Consider the following 18,140-nt stretch of genomic DNA (forward strand, 5'->3'; position numbering starts at 1 on the left):
CCGTTTTTACTTATGAAAAAAAGCAAACGTCCGGCGGCCGTTGCCGCCCCAGTCGCCAAGACCGCCCTTCAACCTGTTTCTGTGGTAATGGGAGGCGCTGGTTTTTTAGGTTCGCACTTGGTGGATTATTTGTTGGCCCGCGAGCACAAGGTGGTGGTCATGGATAATTTCGTGACGGGCTCGGTGGATAACATTGACCATCTGGCAGGCAACCGGAATTTCCGCTTTATCCAGCAGGATGTTACGGAATTTCTGTTTTTACAAGGCCCGGTGGATTACGTATGGCACTTTGCCTCACCCGCCAGCCCGGTGGATTATCTGGAGTTACCCATCCAAACCTTGAAAGTGGGTTCGCTGGGCACCCATAAAGCGCTTGGGTTGGCGCGTGAAAAAGGCGCTCGCTTTCTGCTGGCTTCCACCTCGGAGGTCTATGGTGACCCTTTGGTTCATCCCCAGCGTGAGGAATACTGGGGCAACGTCAATACCATTGGGCCGCGCGGATGCTACGATGAATCCAAACGATTCGCCGAAGCCATGGTCATGGCGTACCAACGCGAGCACAAGATGCAGACGCGCATCGTGCGCATTTTCAACACGTATGGACCGCGCATGCGCCTGCGGGATGGCCGGGTAGTGCCGGCGTTTGTCAGCCAAGCACTTAACCATGAGCCGCTTACCGTGTTCGGCGAGGGGAATCAAACCCGTAGTTTTTGTTATTGTGCTGATTTGATCGAGGGCATTTACCGCTTAATGATGAGTGACTATTCTTTGCCGGTAAACATTGGTAACCCGCACGAAATCACGGTACTGGATTTTGCCAAGGAAATCATCCGCCTTACCGGGTCTCGCAGTCGTATCAGTTATAAGCCATTGCCGCAGGATGATCCTAAACAGCGCCGGCCGGATATTACCAAGGCGCGTACCATGCTTGGTTGGGAACCCGCCGTCAAATTGGAAGAGGGGCTGGCCAAGACAATCGCCTATTTCCGCAACAAGATTTGAGCGCGTCCGAGGTAGTACGATGGCTTTAGTATCTGCGCTTGGCATCCGCAGTTGCGTTTGGGTGAAATTCCATTATGGTTGGCTTGGTTTGATAATGGATTGAAGCCCATGAATTGTTTGGCGGCACATTATCCACTGCCTCGCATTCGTGAGAAGGTGGAGCGCGGCGAACGGATTAATGAATCCGAAGCGTTGCAATTGCTGGAGTGCCGCGATCTGAATGCCGTCGGCACGCTGGCGGATTTGGCCCGTGAGCGGCGGGTTGGCAACCGGGCCAGCTATATCGTCAATCGCTATATCAATTATTCTAATTACTGCGTTCTTTCCTGTCAGTTCTGTGCCTTTTCCCGTAAGAAGCGCAATGGGGATGGATTTGAATTATCCATTGAGGATATTGTCCAAAAGGCTCGGGAAGCCTTGGCGGTAGGCGTCACGGAATTACATATCGTTGGCGGGCTGCATCCCGGCCTGCCATTTTCATATTACACCGACCTGTTGCGCACGCTGAAAGCGTTGGATGCCCGACTGCAACTGAAGTGCTTCACCGCCATTGAGATCCGACACTTGGCTTGGCTGGCCAAAAAGGGAATCGGTGATACGCTGGAGTTGTTGAAAGACGCCGGATTGGATTCCTTGACGGGTGGCGGGGCGGAAATTTTTAAAAAAGATGTCCGGGAAGCCATTGCGCGGGGTAAAGAGACTGCCGAAGAGTATCTTGATGTCCATCGCGTCTGGCACCGCATGGGAGGACGCAGTACCAGCACCATGCTCTATGGCCATGTGGAAACACTGGCAGATCGGGTGGATCATTTGCGCCACCTGCGGGATTTGCAGGATGAAACCGGTGGATTTTGTGGTTTGATTCCGCTGCCGTACCAACCGGAAAACAATGCCATCCCGGTCCATCATGCTCCCACCGGATTTGACTCCCTCCGTACCATCGCGGTGAGCCGGATTTATCTCGATAATGTGGATCATATCACGGCGTACTGGGTCGGCCTCGGGATGAAATTGGCCCAGGTGGCGCTGAGTTTTGGCGCGGATGATTTGCATGGGACGATTGGTGAGGAGCATATTTTCCGCATGGCGGGAGCTAAATCTCCACAATTGCAAACCGAGTTGGAGATGGTCAAAGCCATTCGCGAGGTTGGACGGATACCGGTACAACGGAACACCTTTTATGAGCCGATCAAGATTTGGGAGGACTGGCAGACTGTGAAAATGGCTAATCACAAACAGGTTTCGCATATTTTACAGGAAAACTTGGTAACCGGGTAGTCAACCATGGATGACACTAACAAATTACCAAAATTGCGACTGGCCGCCAGGGAGACCATCGAGGAAATGACCCGGCGTGTGGACCGCCAGCAGCGTGCGGAAGGATTGCAACGGGAATCGCGGTTGGAAAATTCCCTTGCCCCTTTCCGGGTTGGTTCGGTGCCACACCTGAATGCCGCGCCGCTCACGCGTGGGTTGGAGGATCAAATTCTGTACGCCCCTCCCTCCCAATTGGCCGAGTTATTGCGGAATGACCAGTTGGATGCCGCGCTAATCAGCGTCACCGAGGTGTTGTTTTCTGATCGGTATGACGTGCTGGATGGGGTGGCGATTGGCTCTTTGGGGGAAGTGAAAAGCGTTTTTTTGGCTCATCGTAAGCCATTGGAAAGCCTGCGCGAGGTCTATTGCGACACGGCTTCTCTCACGAGTGTCAATCTGTTGAAAGTGATCTTGGCTGAGCGCGGCTTGCATCCTGAATATAAACCGCTTCCAGATTATGAGTCTGCGTCCAATTTGGACGCTGTGATGCTGATAGGCGATCACGCGCTCAATTTTCTATTTAGTGGTCCACCGCATGAAATTCTCGACCTGGGGGCCGCGTGGAGCGAGTTGACCAGCCTGCCTTTTGTTTATGCGGTCTGGGCGTTGCGGCGCGGTGTTGAAAATGAGAAATTACGACGAATATTATTGGAAGCCAAGGACTTCGGGTTGGATACCATGGAGACATTACTCCTGAGTAGAAATGAATATGACTACGATTTTCGCAAGGATTACTTAACTTGGCATATTCATTATCATTTCGGTACCGACGAACGTTGTGGATTGAACAAGTTTGCCGAACTGCTACAAAAACATCAGCAGTCGCCAATCTACCCTATTCACTTTGTAGCCTAGTGCTGTTTACGATATGTCTATTTATTGGACAGTCTGTCTTAAAACTGTACACTTAATGTACAGTTTTCGGTTTTTCTGGCATGGTTTTAAACAGTATTCGTCACCTGTTTGAATTGGTATCCCCCTTTGTTTTCAGGGATAAATTCTGTCTGTAGGGTATTATGGGCATATATTTATAGTTCATATTTGACATTGGCACAAGGTGTGCTATACTATTTTGTACGGTCGGCATACGGTAATCAGTGAACGAAGATTGTACTAATAATTGGACTGTATGCCATGTTCACGCCGTGTACGGTAAAACAAAAAAACAAAACACAGAAAGAACAAAGCATATGAAACTGCAAACCTCGCGCCAGAGCGCCTTCACATTGGTAGAAATCATGATCGTTGTGGCGATCATCGGCTTATTGGCCGCCATCGCCATTCCGAACTTCGTGAAAGCCCGCACCACGGCCCAGAAGAATGCCTGCATCAACAACTTGCGGCAGATTGATGGTGCCAAGGAACAGTGGGCGCTCGAAAATAAGAAGACCACGGCGGATACCCCCGTGACCTCCGATCTGATCGGGGCCACCTCTTATATCAAGCAGTCCCCGTCCTGCCCTGGTGCTGGTACGTATTCATTCAATGCGGTCGGGACCAAACCGGCCTGCAGTGCCGCGACCAGCGATCATACCCTGTAATCGTAGGGTTGACTTCAAAGCTTGGAGGCTCGCGCTTCCAAGCTTTTTTTTTGTCTGCAAGAGCATCCGATAGAACGATTGGTCTGATTTGTGAAGCTGAGAGATGTTGAAACACTGTTTATGACACCGTGCGCTTGCTCCTCCCGAAGGGATTTCATACGGAATTCATTGCACGGTGCTGCCGCGCTGGCCGCGTGGAAATTGCCCGTTGCCTTTGGCGCTGAAGCCGAAACGGTCGCCAAAAACTTTACCAGCCGTGTGGCACTTACCTCCGGCAACGACCGTGCGGATCTCGCCTTCAAGGCGTTGGTGCCTTTCAAAAAGGAAATAGCCGCCGCCATCGGTGATAAACGGGTCATCCTCAAGCCGAACAACGTCGCCATTGACCGTCCCCTCTGCGCCAGTGATGCCGCCAATCTGGAAGGCATCTTGGAATTCCTGAAGTCCATTGGCAAAACCAACGTTGTCATCGCCGAGTCCGCCGCGAACGGTCCCTCGCTCGAAGGCTTTGCCAATTACGGCTACGATAAGCTCGCTGGCAAATATGGCGCCAAGCTGATGGATCTCGACCAGGAAGGGTTCGAGATTCTGCATTGCTTCGACGAACTGGATTTTCGGCCGCACCCGCTTCGCGCCTCCAAGGTGTTACTTGATCCCAACAACTTCATCATCTCAGCGGCGAAATTCAAGACGCACGACCGCGTCCTCGCCACCCTGTCGCTGAAAAACATTGTGGTCGGTGCGCCGATCAAGGATGCCGGTTTCAGGTGGGGGCCCGGCAGCAAACGCGGGGCCAAGAATGACAAGTCCCTCACTCATGGCAGCGGTTTCCGGGGCATCAACTATAACCTCTTTGCGCTCGCGCCGCGCCTTCACCCACACCTGGCGGTGATTGACGGCTACGAAGGCATGGAGGGCAATGGTCCGGTCGGCGGCACACCGGTGGACCATAAAGTGTGCGTGGCAAGTTTGGACTGGCTGGCGGCGGACCGCACGGCGGTGGAATTGATGGGCATTGATTTCGCCCAGGTTGGCTACCTGAATTTTTGCGGTCAGGCCGGCATGGGTGAAACCGACTTGGCAAAGATCGAAATCCTCGGCCCCAATCTCAAAGACCACATTAAACCCTACAAGCTGGCCAAGAACATTGAGCAACAGTTGATCTGGATGACGCCGGTGAAGAAAAGCTGAGGATTCCCGCAGGCTAAAACGCCAAATTCATAATGGTTTGCTTCATGAACACGGTAACCCGAGTGCTCCTGTATGGCGGCTTGCTGGTGGGATTGTGCGCGTGCCGCCTCGTGCCAATGGCACCGGCTGATAAGACCGGCTCGGCCACGCCGACCGGCGGCGCACTGAATCTCAAGGAGTACCGCACTGTGGCTACGGCGATTACCGCGGTGCAATCGCCGGCCAGTGCCACGGTAACGGTCAATCAGTCGGGATATTTGGGGGTGGAAGTTGAATCACTCCGCAACGGCAGTTTGCGCGTTACCATGGTTGAACCAGCCTCCCCGGCGGCAGTGGGCGGAATTCAGGCCGGCGACCTGTTGCTGGCACTAAACGGTGAAGCACTCAAGACCCGGGAGGGCTTGCATGAACAATTGCAGTCGCTTGAGACCGGGAAACCAGTTCGCTTGCGCTTGGCGCGTGCCAGTGCGCAACTGGAAGTCCCCGTAACACCGGGGCTTCTCAGCCAGCCGTTGAAGGTGGCGGGCGAACGCGGTTTGTTGGGACTTTCGGTGGGCGAGCCTACCGATGGCGCTGGGTTGCCGATCACTCGCGTCACCACCGGTTTGCCAGCGGACAAGGCCGGAATCCGCCACGGCGACGTGTTGTTAAAAATCGGGGATACGCCACTTTTCACACCATCCGATCTCACGGTTCTCCTGACGGAACACAGTCCGGGTGAGACGGTCACGGTAACCTATCGTAGCAAGGAGAAGGTTGCCAAACAGGCACTGACGCTGGTGCCGGATCCGAACGCGGAGGATACCTCGTACATTCGTTCAACACATAATCTCTGGAAACAACCCGTTTTTCGCGTCGCCGTGGTGCCGGTCGAATATTTGGATGTCAAACACAACCCGCGCATCATCACGAACGAATGGGCGCAGGCCTTTTTCAGTCGGGGTGTTTATCACGATAAAACCAACGCTACCGGGCAGACCGTATATGGAAGTCTGGCGGATTATTATGCGGAACAATCCGGCGGGACACTGCGGGTGTCGGGTAGCGTGTTTGATTGGGTGGAGTTGCCAAAGAAACGCGCGGATTACGCGCCGTCTGGAAGCAACGTGAGCCACAGTGTTTTCTTCACCAACGCGCTGAATTTGCTGATGGCGAGAGTGGGGCGGGAGACACTGACCAATTTTGACGGATTCGTGTTTGTTTTTGCCGGCGACCGCTTTCCGGGAGCCAGCCGTAATAGTTTATACTGGCCGCATAAGTCCAATCTCAATTGGCAGGGCCGGCGCTGGCCGATTGTCATCTGCCCGGAAGGTGGCGCACGCATGAACAACATCAGCGTGTTCTGCCATGAATTCGGGCACGTCCTGGGGTTGCCTGATCTTTATGCCCGGCCGGAGAATCCGGGTTCCGAAGGGCTTGGCCGGTGGTGCGCCATGTCCCATCAAAGCCCCGGCGGACAACCGCAGCATTTCTCGGCCTGGTGCAAGGAACAGTTGGGCTGGCTCAAACCGGCGGTGCTGGATCCGACCGTGAAACAAAAACTGCTGCTCGGTCCGGTGGAAGGGTCCACTCGCGAATGTTACAAAATTCTGGTGCGGCGCGACGGCTCTGAATATTTCCTGCTGGAAAATCGGCGAAAGACCGGTTTTGACCAAAGCCTGCCGGCGGAGGGATTACTGATCTGGCGCGTGGTGAGAAATCATCCGATCCTGGAGGAATCCCATGGAGTGGAGGGGCCGTTGGGGCCACGGGTTTACCTGCGTTCAGTTCCTTATCCCAGCGAGGCGAATCACGCCTTCACGCCGTTTACAATTCCCTCCAGCCGGTCTTTGCTTGGCGGCGGCCTGCCCGTGCACCTGACCGGCATTCGCCGGTTATCCGATGGCCGTATCGCCTTCCAGATCGGATACGAATATGAGTGATGGCTTGCATCATGTTTGAGCAGAACTCCGGACTTGGATGCTATTATCTGAGCCTGTTCGGCAAGGACGTCAAGAAGGGCCAGACTCTCATCGGCCATGCGCGCATGGCCTTCGGCAAAAATATTACCGAAGAACAGGCCATCCAAAAATATCAGGACTATCTCAAGGGCCTCAAACGGTAGAAATCCGCTCAATGGGTCAAAACACTGGCTGGCACAATGCGCTTGGGCTGACCCGGGGGTTGCCACAAAAACCGGCAACCGGCATCCCCTTCGTTCTCATAGTACTCCAGCTTCAGCGCGTGTTCGCCGGCTTGTAGTTCCACTTCCCCGGACTTTTCCACCATGGGATGCATGCCGTCGTTATCCACCACCTGGTTACCATTAATGAACAGGCGTGAACCATCATCCGATTCCACATAAAAGGTGTAACGGCCCGGCTCGGTCACCTTCAATTTGCCAGTCCAACGAATATAAAAGTGATCGCTCAGCGTGGTGCCGGGCCAGGAATCCGTGCCCACATTCACGTTGATCTTGCGGTCCACCCGCTCCACGGTGGGCCGTTTGTCCGCACTGATACTGGGAAAACTCTCCACGGCCCCATCCAATGCGAACAACTCCGCCTTCAAACCCGCGTTGGGCTGGTCTATCAGCTTGGAGGCTGGGCAGTAAAGCGCGGTTGCCGGGACGATTTGTTTCTCCCGATCCGGCTGTTGCCAGGAGAATTTGCAGCCTGCCTGGCCATCGTTTTCATAATAGTCAATCCGCACCTCGTGTTCCCCGGATCGTAATTCTATCTCGCCGGATTTTTCCTCCATGGCGTGCAGGCCCCCATTATCCACCACCTGCCGTCCGTCAATAAACAGACGCGACCCATCATCCGATTCGAGAAAAAACGTGTATTTGCCATCGGTCGGCACGCGCAAAAAACCGTCCCAACGAATGGAAAAATGATCCTTCAACTCGGTCCCCGGCCAGGCCTCATCACCGACATTGACATCAATTGTGGCGTCCACTCGCTCCAGGGTCGGCTTTTTCCCTTCCGCAATGGTGGGGAAGTCTTCCAGCGCCGATTCAAAGGCATGGATTGTCGCCCGCAAACCGGCGACCGTGCCCTTGGGGGATGGTTCGGCCGGGGGTGCCTGACAGGATAGCACATTGGCAGGCACGATTTCCTTATCTTTACCCGGCGCCTGCCATAGGAACTTGCAGCCGGCCTGCCCGTCATTTTCAAAGTACTCGATTTTAAGGTCATGGTCCCCGGCTTTAAGCTGTGTCTCCCCCGATTTTTCCTCCATGGCATGGAGTCCGCCGTGATCCACGACCTGCTGGCCGTCAATGAACAGGCGCGACCCGTCATCTGACACCAGGAAAAATGCGTATTTGCCTTCGGCGGCAATACGGATTTTACCGGTCCAGCGAATGAAGAAATGATCACTCCAACGGGTGCCGGGCCAGGCATCATCGCCGACATCCACATTGATCGTGGCATCCACGCGTTTAAGCGCTGGTGCCCGCTCCGCCGGAATATTGGGAAACTCCTCAATGGCATTATCCGAGGGATAAAACTCCGCCAGCAATCCAGGTTGGGTGGTTTCTGCGGCTGCCAGTGCCCAGCCAAGCCCGGCGGAACAACAAAGTAAAAAGGCAGTGATAATCTTCATAATCAGGTTTTCACGTTGAATGTTTATGATGCACGGTTTCGACTTCTTGCTTCATTGAGTGGCACCGTAGTTCCTGCTGATAGAGTCGTCAATCTCTTTTGCCACCAAGCTTTAGTGTGTAGTTTTGGTTTTGAACGTCGGCTGTTCAGAATTGGAAGGGCTTGCTTGGATTAAATTTTTTTAATGAAACCCAGCGGGCTTTTTTAATCTGGCGGATGTCTAGTTGGGTATATGAAATTGTGTTATGCAATGTTGCGGTTGGTGCTGACGCTCACTTTGGGCCAGTCTGCGGTCATGCCGGTCCAGGCTGCGTTGCCGCCCGGGATGGCGCTGATTCCTGTCGGCACCTTTGAAATGGGCGATCACCATGGCTTCGTGGACCCCAAGCATGGTAGTGACGAAATCCCCATCCACAAGGTGCAACTGGATTCGTTCCATATCGGGATCAACAATGTGACGACGAAGGAATACTGCGAGTTTCTCCATGCTGCGCAGGGGCAGAAACTGATCGAGGTGCGGAATGGCGGCGTGTACCTCGCGGGCGGCAAGGACCTGCTTTGTGACACGCGCCAGACATCCACGTGCAGCCGGATTGGTTGGGACGGCAAGACCTTCAGCGTGCTCGATAAAAAGGAGCGCCATCCGATGGTATGTGTCCGCTGGGCGGGGGCGGCGGTTTACTGCAACTGGCTGAGCGCAAAAATGGGAGTGCCAGCGTGCTATGACACGGCCACCTGGGACTGCGACTTTAACAAAAGTGGTTACCGGCTGCCCACTGAAGCCGAGTGGGAATACGCCGCGCGCGGTGGCCAGTATAATCCTTACTGGAATTTTGCCACGGCCAACGAGGCGGATCCCACCAGAGCCAACTGGCCGGAATCCAAGAACCCCTTCCGCAGCGGTTCGCTGCCGTGGACCACGCCGGTCGGTTTCTTCGACGGCAAAGTGCATCAAAAAGCCGAGGCCGGTTGGCCCGGGGCACAGGATACGTTTCAAACCGCCAATGGCGTGAATGCCTTCGGCCTTAACGACATGGCCGGCAACGTCTGGCAATGGTGCACCGAGTGGTATGAGCGCAATTATTATGCGTATTCGCCAGCCACCAATCCGCCCGGTCCGGCCACGGGCAGTCCCATGCCGGATGGCAAACCGTACCGGTGCATGCGCGGCGGCAGTTGGTTCAATGGCGAGTATGGGCACAGCCGCGTCTCGAATCGCGATCCCTCGTATTTCCGCGGCCCTGACCCCATCACCCACCTTAGCGATCCCGATGGTCCCTATTTCCATATCGGCTTCCGGGTATTGCTGCCGATCAACGCCGAGAGCCGTCCGGTGATCAAGCCAACCCCCGTCCAAAAGGTACAACAGAACGACGGCGGTGGCGGCGGCGGTGATCGTCCGCCGCGCGATCCCAATCGCCCCGGTGGCGGGCAAAAAGGCAAAGGCAAGGGCGGCAGAGACGGCGGCGGACGAGGCCCCGAGGGCGGGACTGGTGACCGCCCGCCGCGTGATAATAATCAGCAATAGGAATTCCCGATGCACCTCCCAAAATTATGAACGCACGAAAACAACTTATTCAATATCTGCCCCTGCTGATTGCGGCACTAACGCCTGGTGTATTCTCCCTATTGGCTCTGGCCGCCGAACCGAATGAAACTGGAAACACCGGCGCGAAACCGAAGTCTGCGTTGGTGCTGCGCAGTTCCGAGGTAACTAATGGCGGAACCTTGCCCAAGGATTACACTGGGGATGGCACCAGTTCCACCCTGCCGCTGGAATGGAACGGCGCACCGGGCAACACCAAAAGTTACGCCGTCATCATGCACCATATTGATCCCAAAGGCGAGGCCAAGTGGTACTGGACTCTCTATAACATTCCGGCCAGCGTTCAGTCCCTGCCCAAAAATGTGAAAGGGGTGGGCACGCTGGGCAACAACAGTGTCAACAATCGCACCGAATATGCGCCCCCGCATTCCAAGGGGCCCGGTCCCAAGACCTATATCTATACCGTCTATGCGCTCTCCGCACCGCCGGAAATCACCGTTCCGCCCGCCAAAGTCAATCGCGAGGTGTTGCTCACCGCGATGAAAGATAAAATCCTCGCCACCGCAGAACTGAGCGTCGTTTATTCACGGCCCGCCGGTGCGACGGATGGCCCGGCTGACCACCCCCCGCGTGATCCCAATCGCCAAGGGGGCGAACGCAGACCGCCAACCCAACCATGAACCAACAAAAATTATGAAAACAGCATTCAAAACCATCGTTAATACAATCAAGGCCGCCCTGTGTGCGTTGCTGGTCACCGGCGGAGTTCTCCAGTTCCCTTCCAGTACCTCCGCCCAGGAAGAACCCAATAGTCACCCGCCCCGTCCGGACGGTCAACGGCAAGGCCAAGGTCAGGGCCAGGGCCGGGGTCAAGGCCGCGAGGGTGGCGGTGGCGGCGGCGGTGGAGCACGGCATGACATGCCGGAGAACAAAACCCCGACGTCGCCCAATCCCGGCCAGACCGTGGGGCTATTCCTCAATACCTCCAAGGCTTGCAGCGGCTATACACTTTTCGCGCCCAAGCATAACATGGTCACCTATCTGATGGACAATCAGGGACAGGTGATACACCAGTGGAAAAGCCAATACGAACCCGGACAATCCGTTTATCTGCTGACCAATGGCCACCTCATCCGTGCCTGTATGCTTCGGGTGCAGGGCGGCACCGGCGGCGGCGAAGGCGGACGGATTGAGGAGTACGACTGGGAGGGCAACCTCGTATGGGAGTTCGATCATGCCACGCGCGACTATCAACTGCATCATGATCTCAAGCCGATGCCCAACGGTCACATTCTTGCTTTGATGGTCGAGCGCAAGTCGTCCGAGCAGGCGCTGGCGGCTGGCTTCACTGCCAACCTGCTGCGTGATGAATATCTGGTGCCCGATGCCATTGTGGAGATCGAGCCCATCAAGCCCAAAGGCGGCCGTATTGTCTGGGAGTGGCACGTCTGGGATCACTTGATTCAGGATTTGGACCGGACCAAGCCCAATTACGGTGACGTTGCAGCGCACCCGGAGCTAATCAGTGTGGCCTGCAATGGGCGGAGTTCACCCGCTTTCTGGAATCACATGAATTCGCTCGATTACAACCCGGCGCTCGACCAGATCGCCTTGAGCGTGCGTGGTTGCAATGAGATATGGTTGCTGGACCATAGCACCACCACCAAGGCGGCTGCCGGCCACAGTGGCGGTAAACACGGCAAGGGTGGGGACCTCATTTATCGCTGGGGTAATCCGGCTGCCTACAAACGCGGCACGATGCAGGATAAACAACTGGTCCAGCAGCACGATGCCCAGTGGATTCCCGCGGGCTATCCCGGCGCCGGTCATCTCACTATTTTTAATAATGGCTACGATCGCGGTTACACCAGCATCGAAGAAATCGTGTTGCCGGTGGATGCCAATGGCCGATACATCCTCGAGCCGGGCAAAGCATACGGGCCCGAAAAACCTGTCTGGCATTACGAGGCGAAAATTCGCACCGACTTTTTCTCCTCGGAAATTTCCGGGGCTCACCGGCTGCCCAACGGCAACACCCTCATCTGCGCGGGCATCGTGGGCAACCTGTTTGAAGTTACCCCGACGGGCGAGATGGTATGGCAATACGTGAACCCGATGGTGCGTGGCGGCATCCTGGCGCAGGGCGAATTGCCCGGCAAAGACATGCGCGGCCACTTGTGGAACGCCGTCTTTAAAATCCATCGCTACGAGCCCAATTATCTGGGTCTCGCTGGACGGGACCTGACGCCCAAAGGCGTGGTTGAACTGCCCGCATCGCAAAAAGGCAAAACCGGCCTGCATCTCATGACCGAAGCCCAACGCACAGATCGTCCCGGCGGTGGTGGTGGCGGTGGTAAAAAAGGACGCGATGGCGGACAACAACCTCGCGAGCGGCTACAGTAAATGCTGCTGTCCTGGATATTTCATCGCCGGGATAGAATTGGGGGTTGGGCCTGGAGTTGCAGCGGTGACCGACGAGCCCACCCATTCTGTGCCGGGAAAAATCCGGGGCTCCGCCCTCGTGGGCCTGAGCTTCTTCGGGCTGATGCCCTTTGCCAGCCTGGGCATCACGAGCCTGGCGGATTGGGTGGGCATGCGGGAATCGCTGCTGATTGCGGCGGGCCTTTACGCGGCGGTTTCCATTCCCGTCCTGATCGGGTCCCGCAAGCGAATCTGTGAAGAATCAGGGAAGAATGCCGAAAGCCCGAACGCCGAGCCGGGGAAGTGATGCTAGGTTGTCCTTCAGTTTATCAAGGAAGACCCCGGGTGTGCTGTTACGCATTTGACTTTTTTCTCACGGGGCTGCCCCAGATATTGGAGGTAGTGATCCTCAGCTCCAACGGAGTTGCGGTTTCCCAAAACAAAACCGTGTTCCGTTGAATCCACGTCAGGAACGGTAAAAATTTCTTTTATTCCAATGAGCTTTCAAGATGAGGCGAAGGCGCGCAGGATTTTGGGCGGCTGGCGAGACGCGAGCGAGGCGCATACCCGCAGCGGTCTGCAACGAGCGAGCAACGAAGCCAGCAGCTCAAAAGACCAGCGAATTAGTCTCATCTTGATAACGATTTGGAATTAGCTGGCAGATTTGCCGGGAGCAAGGTATTGTTACTGCATGATAGCGGAAGAAGTTAAAGCACTGCCGATTGACCGAAAGCTTCAGATCATGGAGGCTATCTGGGAGGATTTCCGGGACCGCTTTGACCGGTTGGACGTACCCCAGCAGCAAAAAGACCTTTTGGATCGCCGTCGCGCACGGGTGCGAGCGGGCGTGGCACAACTCCTGGACTGGGATTCGGTAAAAGGAACCATCGGCAGGCCATGAATCGGGTGCGGATTTCAGAAGACGCACTTCAGGATCTAAACGATGGATTCCTGTTTTACGAAGCGCGGGCGGCTGGACTCGGTGAATAATTTGCGGCTTGTCTTCGCGCGGACATTGAGGGGTTGAAAGTTTCAGCGGGCATTCACCGGGTTGTCTATCTCGACTACCATCGCCTCCTAAGCAAAGTTTTCCCGTATGGCATTTACTACACCACCGAGGACGAATATGCTGTGGTGTGGGCAGTGATTGATCTGCGAAGAGATCCCGTGTGGATACGGGAAAAATTGAAGTAAGGGGGAGGCTGAATGGTTGAATTGGGAACCGAACTCCGAAGTGATCCTCGGTTGTCCTCCAGTTTATCGCTCCACCACCCTCTCCGGCGGCGACCTCCGCCACAACCCCGAAATCAAACGCGCGTATTTTTGGAAATAGTGAGTTGGCCTACAAGTGGTACCACCTTTTTTCTTTTCTCTGCCCACCAATTTCCTGTAGCATCTGGATATGCCAGCTCCGATTGGTGACGCAAATTTTGCACCCGGCCAAAAGGTCGGGGCGGGACGCTTTACCTTGGTCAAGCAACTGGGGCAGGGCGGCATGGGCGTGGTGTGGCTGGCCGAGGATGCGGAATTGCTGCGTTCCGTCGCGCTCAAGTTTGTCTCCCCACTCTTGCAGGCGGACCTGGATGCCATGGAAGGGTTGAAGCGCGAGACCGCCCGCGCCCTGATGCTCACCCACGACAACATCATTCGCATTTATGATTTCCACCGCAATACCGGGGAACTGCCGTTCATCTCCATGGAATATGTGGCGGGCAAGAGCCTGGTGGAATTGCGTTACGAACAGCCGGGCGAGGTGTTCACCTGGGAAGTCCTGCGCCCGTGGGTGCAACAGCTCTGCCAGGCGTTGGAATACGCGCACGGCAAGGGCGTCATCCATCGGGACCTCAAGCCGGGCAACCTGATGGTGGACCAGTCCGGGACATTGAAGCTGGCGGATTTCGGGATTGCGGCGGTGATTCATAACTCCATGAGCCGGGTATCGGTACAGCACGCGTCGAGCGGCACCCCGGCGTACATGAGCCCGCAGCAGGTGGAGGGTGAACGCCCCAAGGTGGGTGATGACATTTATGCATTGGGAGCAACGTTGTACCATCTGTTCTGCGGAGAACTGGTCTTTGATGGTCCGGCACTGTTGCACTTGGTCAAGAATTCGCCTCCACAACCTTTGCCCGCAAGGCTGGCGGAATTGGGCATTGCCAATACGCTGCCTCCGCAAGTAGTCGAGACGGTGATGGCCTGTCTGGGCAAGAAACCTGAGGAACGGCCCGTCAGCATCAAGGCGGTTTGGGAACGGGTGGAAAGTGGCATGGGCGTTCCGCCCGTAAGTGTGCCCGCTGCTATACCGCTCAAAACTACGTCCTTGTCGGTCACCATTCCTGTTGAAACGGGTGAAGGGGAAGTCTTGCCTGCAACTGTGGCAGCCTTGCAAGCTGAGGTAATCCCCGTCACGATTCCGGTGAAGCAAATACAAGCCATCCCTGCCACTAAACCGGCGATGCACCTGGAACTGCCGTCCACCATTGCGGCGCGCCCGACGGAACGTCCAGAGGTAATCAAGCGCCGGTGGATCTTGGCGGTTGTGGTGCTGGTGGCCTTGTTGGCGGTGGGGGGATGGTATTGGGGAATGTATTTACCAATCCAACGCAAGACGATTGCAGACTCAAATCAACTCAGCCTGCGACTGGCGAGAGACCAGCACTTGCGAGTAAAACTGACCAGCTTCCCTGACGGTGCAGAAATGATATTGAATCCGAAAAATGAACAGGGCATACCGATTACTCAAATTACCAACCGAAATCAGATCACATACAACGCCAGAGTGTATCATCGTAAATTTGACCTGAGTGAACTGGAAGAGCCAGGTGCGGTCACAAACCAGCAGTCGGGGGTGGTGGAAATGTTCTATAAATTCAAATGCGGGGTGGCGGATTTGAATAGTTCTCCAACGGGGGCAGTGGTTTATTGTGGCAACCGAAAGATTGAAACCCCAACGCAATGGTGGTTCAAACCCGGGCCTTTGGAATTAGCCATGGTGTTGGGAGGTAAAACCAATCTTATCAAAACCTATATTGTTCCTGATCAATCCACAAACATTACCGGCATCTTTGCCGCCACTCCGGAAATGTCCCCTGGTGTTGTTGTCAGCGCTGGCGGCTACAATAAAGCCGAAACGTTTACGAATACCATCGGCATGGTGCTATCGTGGGTCCCCAATCTGCTTGGGACCAAAGGCGCGTATGTGGGGAGGTATGAAGTTTCTCATAGTGAATTCTTCCAAGTAACCAGCAGGGATCCCAGCGTCGTTAATCAAAGTCAACTGACCATGTGGAGTCCGGATCTCCCGGTGGACTCTGTAAATGTCAAAGAGGCACTGGAGTTTTGCCGGAAATTGACGGAAAAGGAACGGGGAAAAACGTTGCCAGACAATGCTGAATACACACTGCCCACACTTGCGCAATGGCGGGTTTTCTCGGATTTATTTGGCGCCGGGATGGATCAGTTGCGCGATGATAACGCCTATGCGCATGTCGGTTGGCCGTTGAGATACAGTAGTGGTAAAACCAATAAATTCGGGCTGACCTTCACCATGGGTAATGTCAAGGAGTGGTGTAAAAGCGAGGGGGCATCTGGGACGTCATGGTATTTGGCAGGGGGATGTTACACGAATGCGGCGGCTTTCAATGTCAAAAAACTTGTGGGGGGTATCATGAACGCTTCCGCTGATCCCGTAGGCCCAGATACAAAATCCACCGTGGGCGGATTTCGTTGTGTCCTTATTGAAAAATAACTACTGTCTTCCATGTGGAACTCAGTGGCCGCCACCATGTGGGGCGGGGTACTACGCAGATATGACCAGCCGACATAAGTTCGATGAACAATGGACGGTTATTGAGTCTTAAAAAATAAATGCTAACGACAATAATCACAATGACCGGTGACGAGTATTTCAATGACCATATTCCGCATCGCGTAAATCTGCTCACGACGTTTCGTGAGCGGTATGGTCCAAAGCCGAGTAGACCTGGATACCGCGACGGAGAGCCACCTGACTTTTTTCGGTGCTCAAAAGATATTTCGATGTTGATGGTACGATTTTTTTGCACAGAGATGGGACTACATCTTCCGAAGCGAGGTATGGGAAAGAAGCAGGGTGTGGAACTTGAGGAAAGCCATAAATTGCCACATTCCTTCAATATTCAAAGATTTACTGTGCTCGAAGCTAAAAGTGATTCTCGTTACCAGAGCCTTTTGGCAGTCATGAAAGCAGCAAATAGAGCTGTAGCGCACATTGAGGATCTGGATGTCAATCACCCTATCCAAACTGAGGCTGAACACTACATGCTTATTGATAGCATTGATTGGGTTGAGGAACTGATCCAATCCCACATGTATGGACCCAATAGGCGGTTGTTAAAGCATGCAATGACACTTCCTCAAAATGTTATGGACAGACGTTAACAAGGTAATTCATGCAGCGTTACCAGCGGCTGTTTTCAGTCACTGGCCACCAAAGCTATTGGTTAACATTATTATAAATATCATATGGAACGCATCTATTACAAATCCAAGTGGAGGTATGAAGACCTTCAGGATAAAAAAGTACAGTTCACTTTAACTACCCAAAAGTTATCAGTTAAAGGGTTTGGCGTTTTTCAAGTCCACGTACGCGGAGAGTTAGTTTCGATCGATATTGTTGTGCGTGATCAGAAAAATGAGGCTGAACATATCCACCACCAGCTTTACGAGACTTCGCTTGCTGATAAAATTGAACGTCATCCAGATCAATCAGTGGCCGATTTTCGACTTTTGGGCTAGTCTTTCTGATCTTCTGAAACCCTACCGCCCCGCTGCATGTTTCACGATGAACTCCACAACAGGGGTGGGATCGGTCAGGCCATGGGAATGCTGTTTGATGCCGGGTTTGCCGATCAGGACAATCGTGCCGCCCAACCTGCGATAGCGTTCGGCGATATCCGGAAAGACATCTGAGCACACATTGTACTTTGGAGGAGGCCAGACGTAACTTTAACGCCTGCTATTAAAGTTAGAGGCTATAAATATTTTCGTGTAAGTGGCCGACGATAGCTGAGAGGATAAGAAACTATGGCCATTACCGATGACATGCTGGATGAATTATTGAAAGATTATCAAAAGCCCGAAGATTTGTTGGGGCAGAACGGGTTGCTCAAGCAAGGTTCTTCGCTATTTTCAGTGGAGCAAGGGCCATACCGTAGTCAAAGTGGATTTTCCTGGCACTCGTTTGACGAAACCCGATGGCGGCCGCTAAACACCAACGGTGTTTCGACCTCCAGCCCAGGGCTAAATCGCCGGGGGCAAAAGGGCGGTGATTTAACCCTGGGGATAAGCCCACCGATGGGACCAACTCCAACGGAGTTGCGGCCGTCCGAAATCGAACCGTGGGGCGTTAAATCCGTTGTTGAAACGATGAACTGGGGAGGAAAACAATGGCCGCCAGTTAGTCCTGCCACAACTCCGTTGGAGTTGACGAGCCCTTAACCTCATACCCAGCAACGGTGTTAATTTTTGCAACTGTTTTCGGTGATTTTTTTATCCGTG

The 18,140-nt window shown here is 54.3% G+C and carries 18 protein-coding genes; 16 read left to right on the forward strand and 2 right to left on the reverse strand.

Features of this window, described 5'->3' with window-relative positions; all coding sequences use genetic code 11:
* Positions 1-12 precede the first annotated feature (12 nt).
* From WCO56_10125 to WCO56_10155, 7 genes are all read left to right on the forward strand, one after another.
* Complete coding sequence (locus tag WCO56_10125) at positions 13-1,002, forward strand: UDP-glucuronic acid decarboxylase family protein (GenBank protein MEI7729917.1); 990 nt, start codon at positions 13-15, stop codon at positions 1,000-1,002.
* Positions 1,003-1,110: 108 nt separating this feature from the next.
* Complete coding sequence (gene mqnE / locus WCO56_10130) at positions 1,111-2,280, forward strand: aminofutalosine synthase MqnE (protein MEI7729918.1); 1,170 nt, start codon at positions 1,111-1,113, stop codon at positions 2,278-2,280.
* Positions 2,281-2,286: 6 nt separating this feature from the next.
* Positions 2,287-3,174, forward strand: a complete 888-nt coding sequence (locus WCO56_10135; GenBank protein MEI7729919.1) for a menaquinone biosynthesis protein — start codon at positions 2,287-2,289, stop codon at positions 3,172-3,174.
* A 335-nt stretch (positions 3,175-3,509) separates the two neighbouring features.
* Positions 3,510-3,860 carry a type II secretion system protein gene (locus WCO56_10140; GenBank protein ID MEI7729920.1) on the forward strand — a complete coding sequence of 117 codons (351 nt, stop codon included), beginning with the start codon at positions 3,510-3,512 and terminating at the stop codon, positions 3,858-3,860.
* A 168-nt stretch (positions 3,861-4,028) separates the two neighbouring features.
* Positions 4,029-5,051 carry a DUF362 domain-containing protein gene (locus WCO56_10145; protein ID MEI7729921.1) on the forward strand — a complete coding sequence of 341 codons (1,023 nt, stop codon included), beginning with the start codon at positions 4,029-4,031 and terminating at the stop codon, positions 5,049-5,051.
* A 44-nt stretch (positions 5,052-5,095) separates the two neighbouring features.
* Positions 5,096-6,973: a M6 family metalloprotease domain-containing protein gene (locus WCO56_10150; protein MEI7729922.1), complete on the forward strand. Its 1,878-nt coding sequence runs from the start codon at positions 5,096-5,098 to the stop codon at positions 6,971-6,973.
* Positions 6,970-7,155, forward strand: a complete 186-nt coding sequence (locus WCO56_10155; GenBank protein MEI7729923.1) for a hypothetical protein — start codon at positions 6,970-6,972, stop codon at positions 7,153-7,155. Before WCO56_10150 ends, WCO56_10155 begins: the two co-directional genes overlap by 4 nt.
* Before the next feature lie 8 nt (positions 7,156-7,163).
* Here the strand turns inward: WCO56_10155 and WCO56_10160 are convergent, their stop codons facing one another.
* Positions 7,164-8,636, reverse strand: a complete 1,473-nt coding sequence (locus WCO56_10160; GenBank protein ID MEI7729924.1) for a PA14 domain-containing protein — start codon at positions 8,634-8,636, stop codon at positions 7,164-7,166.
* Between the two features lie 231 nt (positions 8,637-8,867).
* Here WCO56_10160 and WCO56_10165 point away from each other — a divergent pair, with 231 nt between their 5' ends.
* From WCO56_10165 to WCO56_10205, 9 genes are all read left to right on the forward strand, one after another.
* Complete coding sequence (locus tag WCO56_10165; GenBank protein MEI7729925.1) at positions 8,868-10,163, forward strand: SUMF1/EgtB/PvdO family nonheme iron enzyme; 1,296 nt, start codon at positions 8,868-8,870, stop codon at positions 10,161-10,163.
* A gap of 26 nt (positions 10,164-10,189) precedes the next feature.
* The gene (locus WCO56_10170) at positions 10,190-10,861 is read left to right on the forward strand and encodes a YbhB/YbcL family Raf kinase inhibitor-like protein (protein MEI7729926.1); all 672 of its coding nucleotides are present in this window, start codon (positions 10,190-10,192) and stop codon (positions 10,859-10,861) included.
* 13 nt (positions 10,862-10,874) lie between these two features.
* Positions 10,875-12,584: an aryl-sulfate sulfotransferase gene (locus WCO56_10175; GenBank protein ID MEI7729927.1), complete on the forward strand. Its 1,710-nt coding sequence runs from the start codon at positions 10,875-10,877 to the stop codon at positions 12,582-12,584.
* Positions 12,550-12,909, forward strand: a complete 360-nt coding sequence (locus WCO56_10180) for a hypothetical protein (protein ID MEI7729928.1) — start codon at positions 12,550-12,552, stop codon at positions 12,907-12,909. The genes WCO56_10175 and WCO56_10180 overlap by 35 nt, the downstream gene beginning before the upstream one ends.
* 384 nt (positions 12,910-13,293) lie before the next feature.
* Positions 13,294-13,503: an addiction module protein gene (locus WCO56_10185; protein ID MEI7729929.1), complete on the forward strand. Its 210-nt coding sequence runs from the start codon at positions 13,294-13,296 to the stop codon at positions 13,501-13,503.
* A 122-nt stretch (positions 13,504-13,625) separates the two neighbouring features.
* Positions 13,626-13,796 (forward strand): hypothetical protein, encoded by a 171-nt coding sequence (locus tag WCO56_10190; protein MEI7729930.1) that lies wholly within the window; start codon positions 13,626-13,628, stop codon positions 13,794-13,796.
* A gap of 208 nt (positions 13,797-14,004) precedes the next feature.
* Positions 14,005-16,350: a protein kinase gene (locus WCO56_10195; protein ID MEI7729931.1), complete on the forward strand. Its 2,346-nt coding sequence runs from the start codon at positions 14,005-14,007 to the stop codon at positions 16,348-16,350.
* A 119-nt stretch (positions 16,351-16,469) separates the two neighbouring features.
* On the forward strand, positions 16,470-17,021 hold the full coding sequence (locus WCO56_10200; GenBank protein ID MEI7729932.1) for a hypothetical protein: 552 nt from the start codon (positions 16,470-16,472) through the stop codon (positions 17,019-17,021).
* 84 nt (positions 17,022-17,105) lie between these two features.
* Entirely contained in the window at positions 17,106-17,378 is a 273-nt protein-coding gene (locus WCO56_10205) for a hypothetical protein (protein MEI7729933.1), read from the forward strand.
* A gap of 21 nt (positions 17,379-17,399) precedes the next feature.
* Here the strand turns inward: WCO56_10205 and WCO56_10210 are convergent, their stop codons facing one another.
* Positions 17,400-17,558: a hypothetical protein gene (locus tag WCO56_10210; protein ID MEI7729934.1), complete on the reverse strand. Its 159-nt coding sequence runs from the start codon at positions 17,556-17,558 to the stop codon at positions 17,400-17,402.
* Positions 17,559-18,140: the final 582 nt, after the last annotated feature.

The sequence above is a fragment of the Verrucomicrobiota bacterium genome, assembly GCA_037139415.1.
GTDB lineage: Bacteria > Verrucomicrobiota > Verrucomicrobiia > Limisphaerales > Fontisphaeraceae > JBAXGN01.

What these genes read in the sequence shown, in the direction of transcription:
- WCO56_10125 (MEI7729917.1), top strand. Translation starts at nt 13, where the DNA reads ATGAAAAAAAGCAAACGTCCGGCGGCCGTTGCCGCCCCAGTCGCCAAG.
- WCO56_10180 (MEI7729928.1), top strand. Translation starts at nt 12,550, where the DNA reads ATGGCGGACAACAACCTCGCGAGCGGCTACAGTAAATGCTGCTGTCCT.
- WCO56_10175 (MEI7729927.1), top strand. Translation starts at nt 10,875, where the DNA reads ATGAAAACAGCATTCAAAACCATCGTTAATACAATCAAGGCCGCCCTG.
- WCO56_10185 (MEI7729929.1), top strand. Translation starts at nt 13,294, where the DNA reads ATGATAGCGGAAGAAGTTAAAGCACTGCCGATTGACCGAAAGCTTCAG.
- WCO56_10195 (MEI7729931.1), top strand. Translation starts at nt 14,005, where the DNA reads ATGCCAGCTCCGATTGGTGACGCAAATTTTGCACCCGGCCAAAAGGTC.
- WCO56_10205 (MEI7729933.1), top strand. Translation starts at nt 17,106, where the DNA reads ATGGAACGCATCTATTACAAATCCAAGTGGAGGTATGAAGACCTTCAG.
- WCO56_10135 (MEI7729919.1), top strand. Translation starts at nt 2,287, where the DNA reads ATGGATGACACTAACAAATTACCAAAATTGCGACTGGCCGCCAGGGAG.
- mqnE (MEI7729918.1), top strand. Translation starts at nt 1,111, where the DNA reads ATGAATTGTTTGGCGGCACATTATCCACTGCCTCGCATTCGTGAGAAG.
- WCO56_10150 (MEI7729922.1), top strand. Translation starts at nt 5,096, where the DNA reads ATGAACACGGTAACCCGAGTGCTCCTGTATGGCGGCTTGCTGGTGGGA.
- WCO56_10200 (MEI7729932.1), top strand. Translation starts at nt 16,470, where the DNA reads ATGCTAACGACAATAATCACAATGACCGGTGACGAGTATTTCAATGAC.
- WCO56_10160 (MEI7729924.1), bottom strand. Translation starts at nt 8,636, where the DNA reads ATGAAGATTATCACTGCCTTTTTACTTTGTTGTTCCGCCGGGCTTGGC.
- WCO56_10165 (MEI7729925.1), top strand. Translation starts at nt 8,868, where the DNA reads ATGAAATTGTGTTATGCAATGTTGCGGTTGGTGCTGACGCTCACTTTG.
- WCO56_10170 (MEI7729926.1), top strand. Translation starts at nt 10,190, where the DNA reads ATGAACGCACGAAAACAACTTATTCAATATCTGCCCCTGCTGATTGCG.
- WCO56_10140 (MEI7729920.1), top strand. Translation starts at nt 3,510, where the DNA reads ATGAAACTGCAAACCTCGCGCCAGAGCGCCTTCACATTGGTAGAAATC.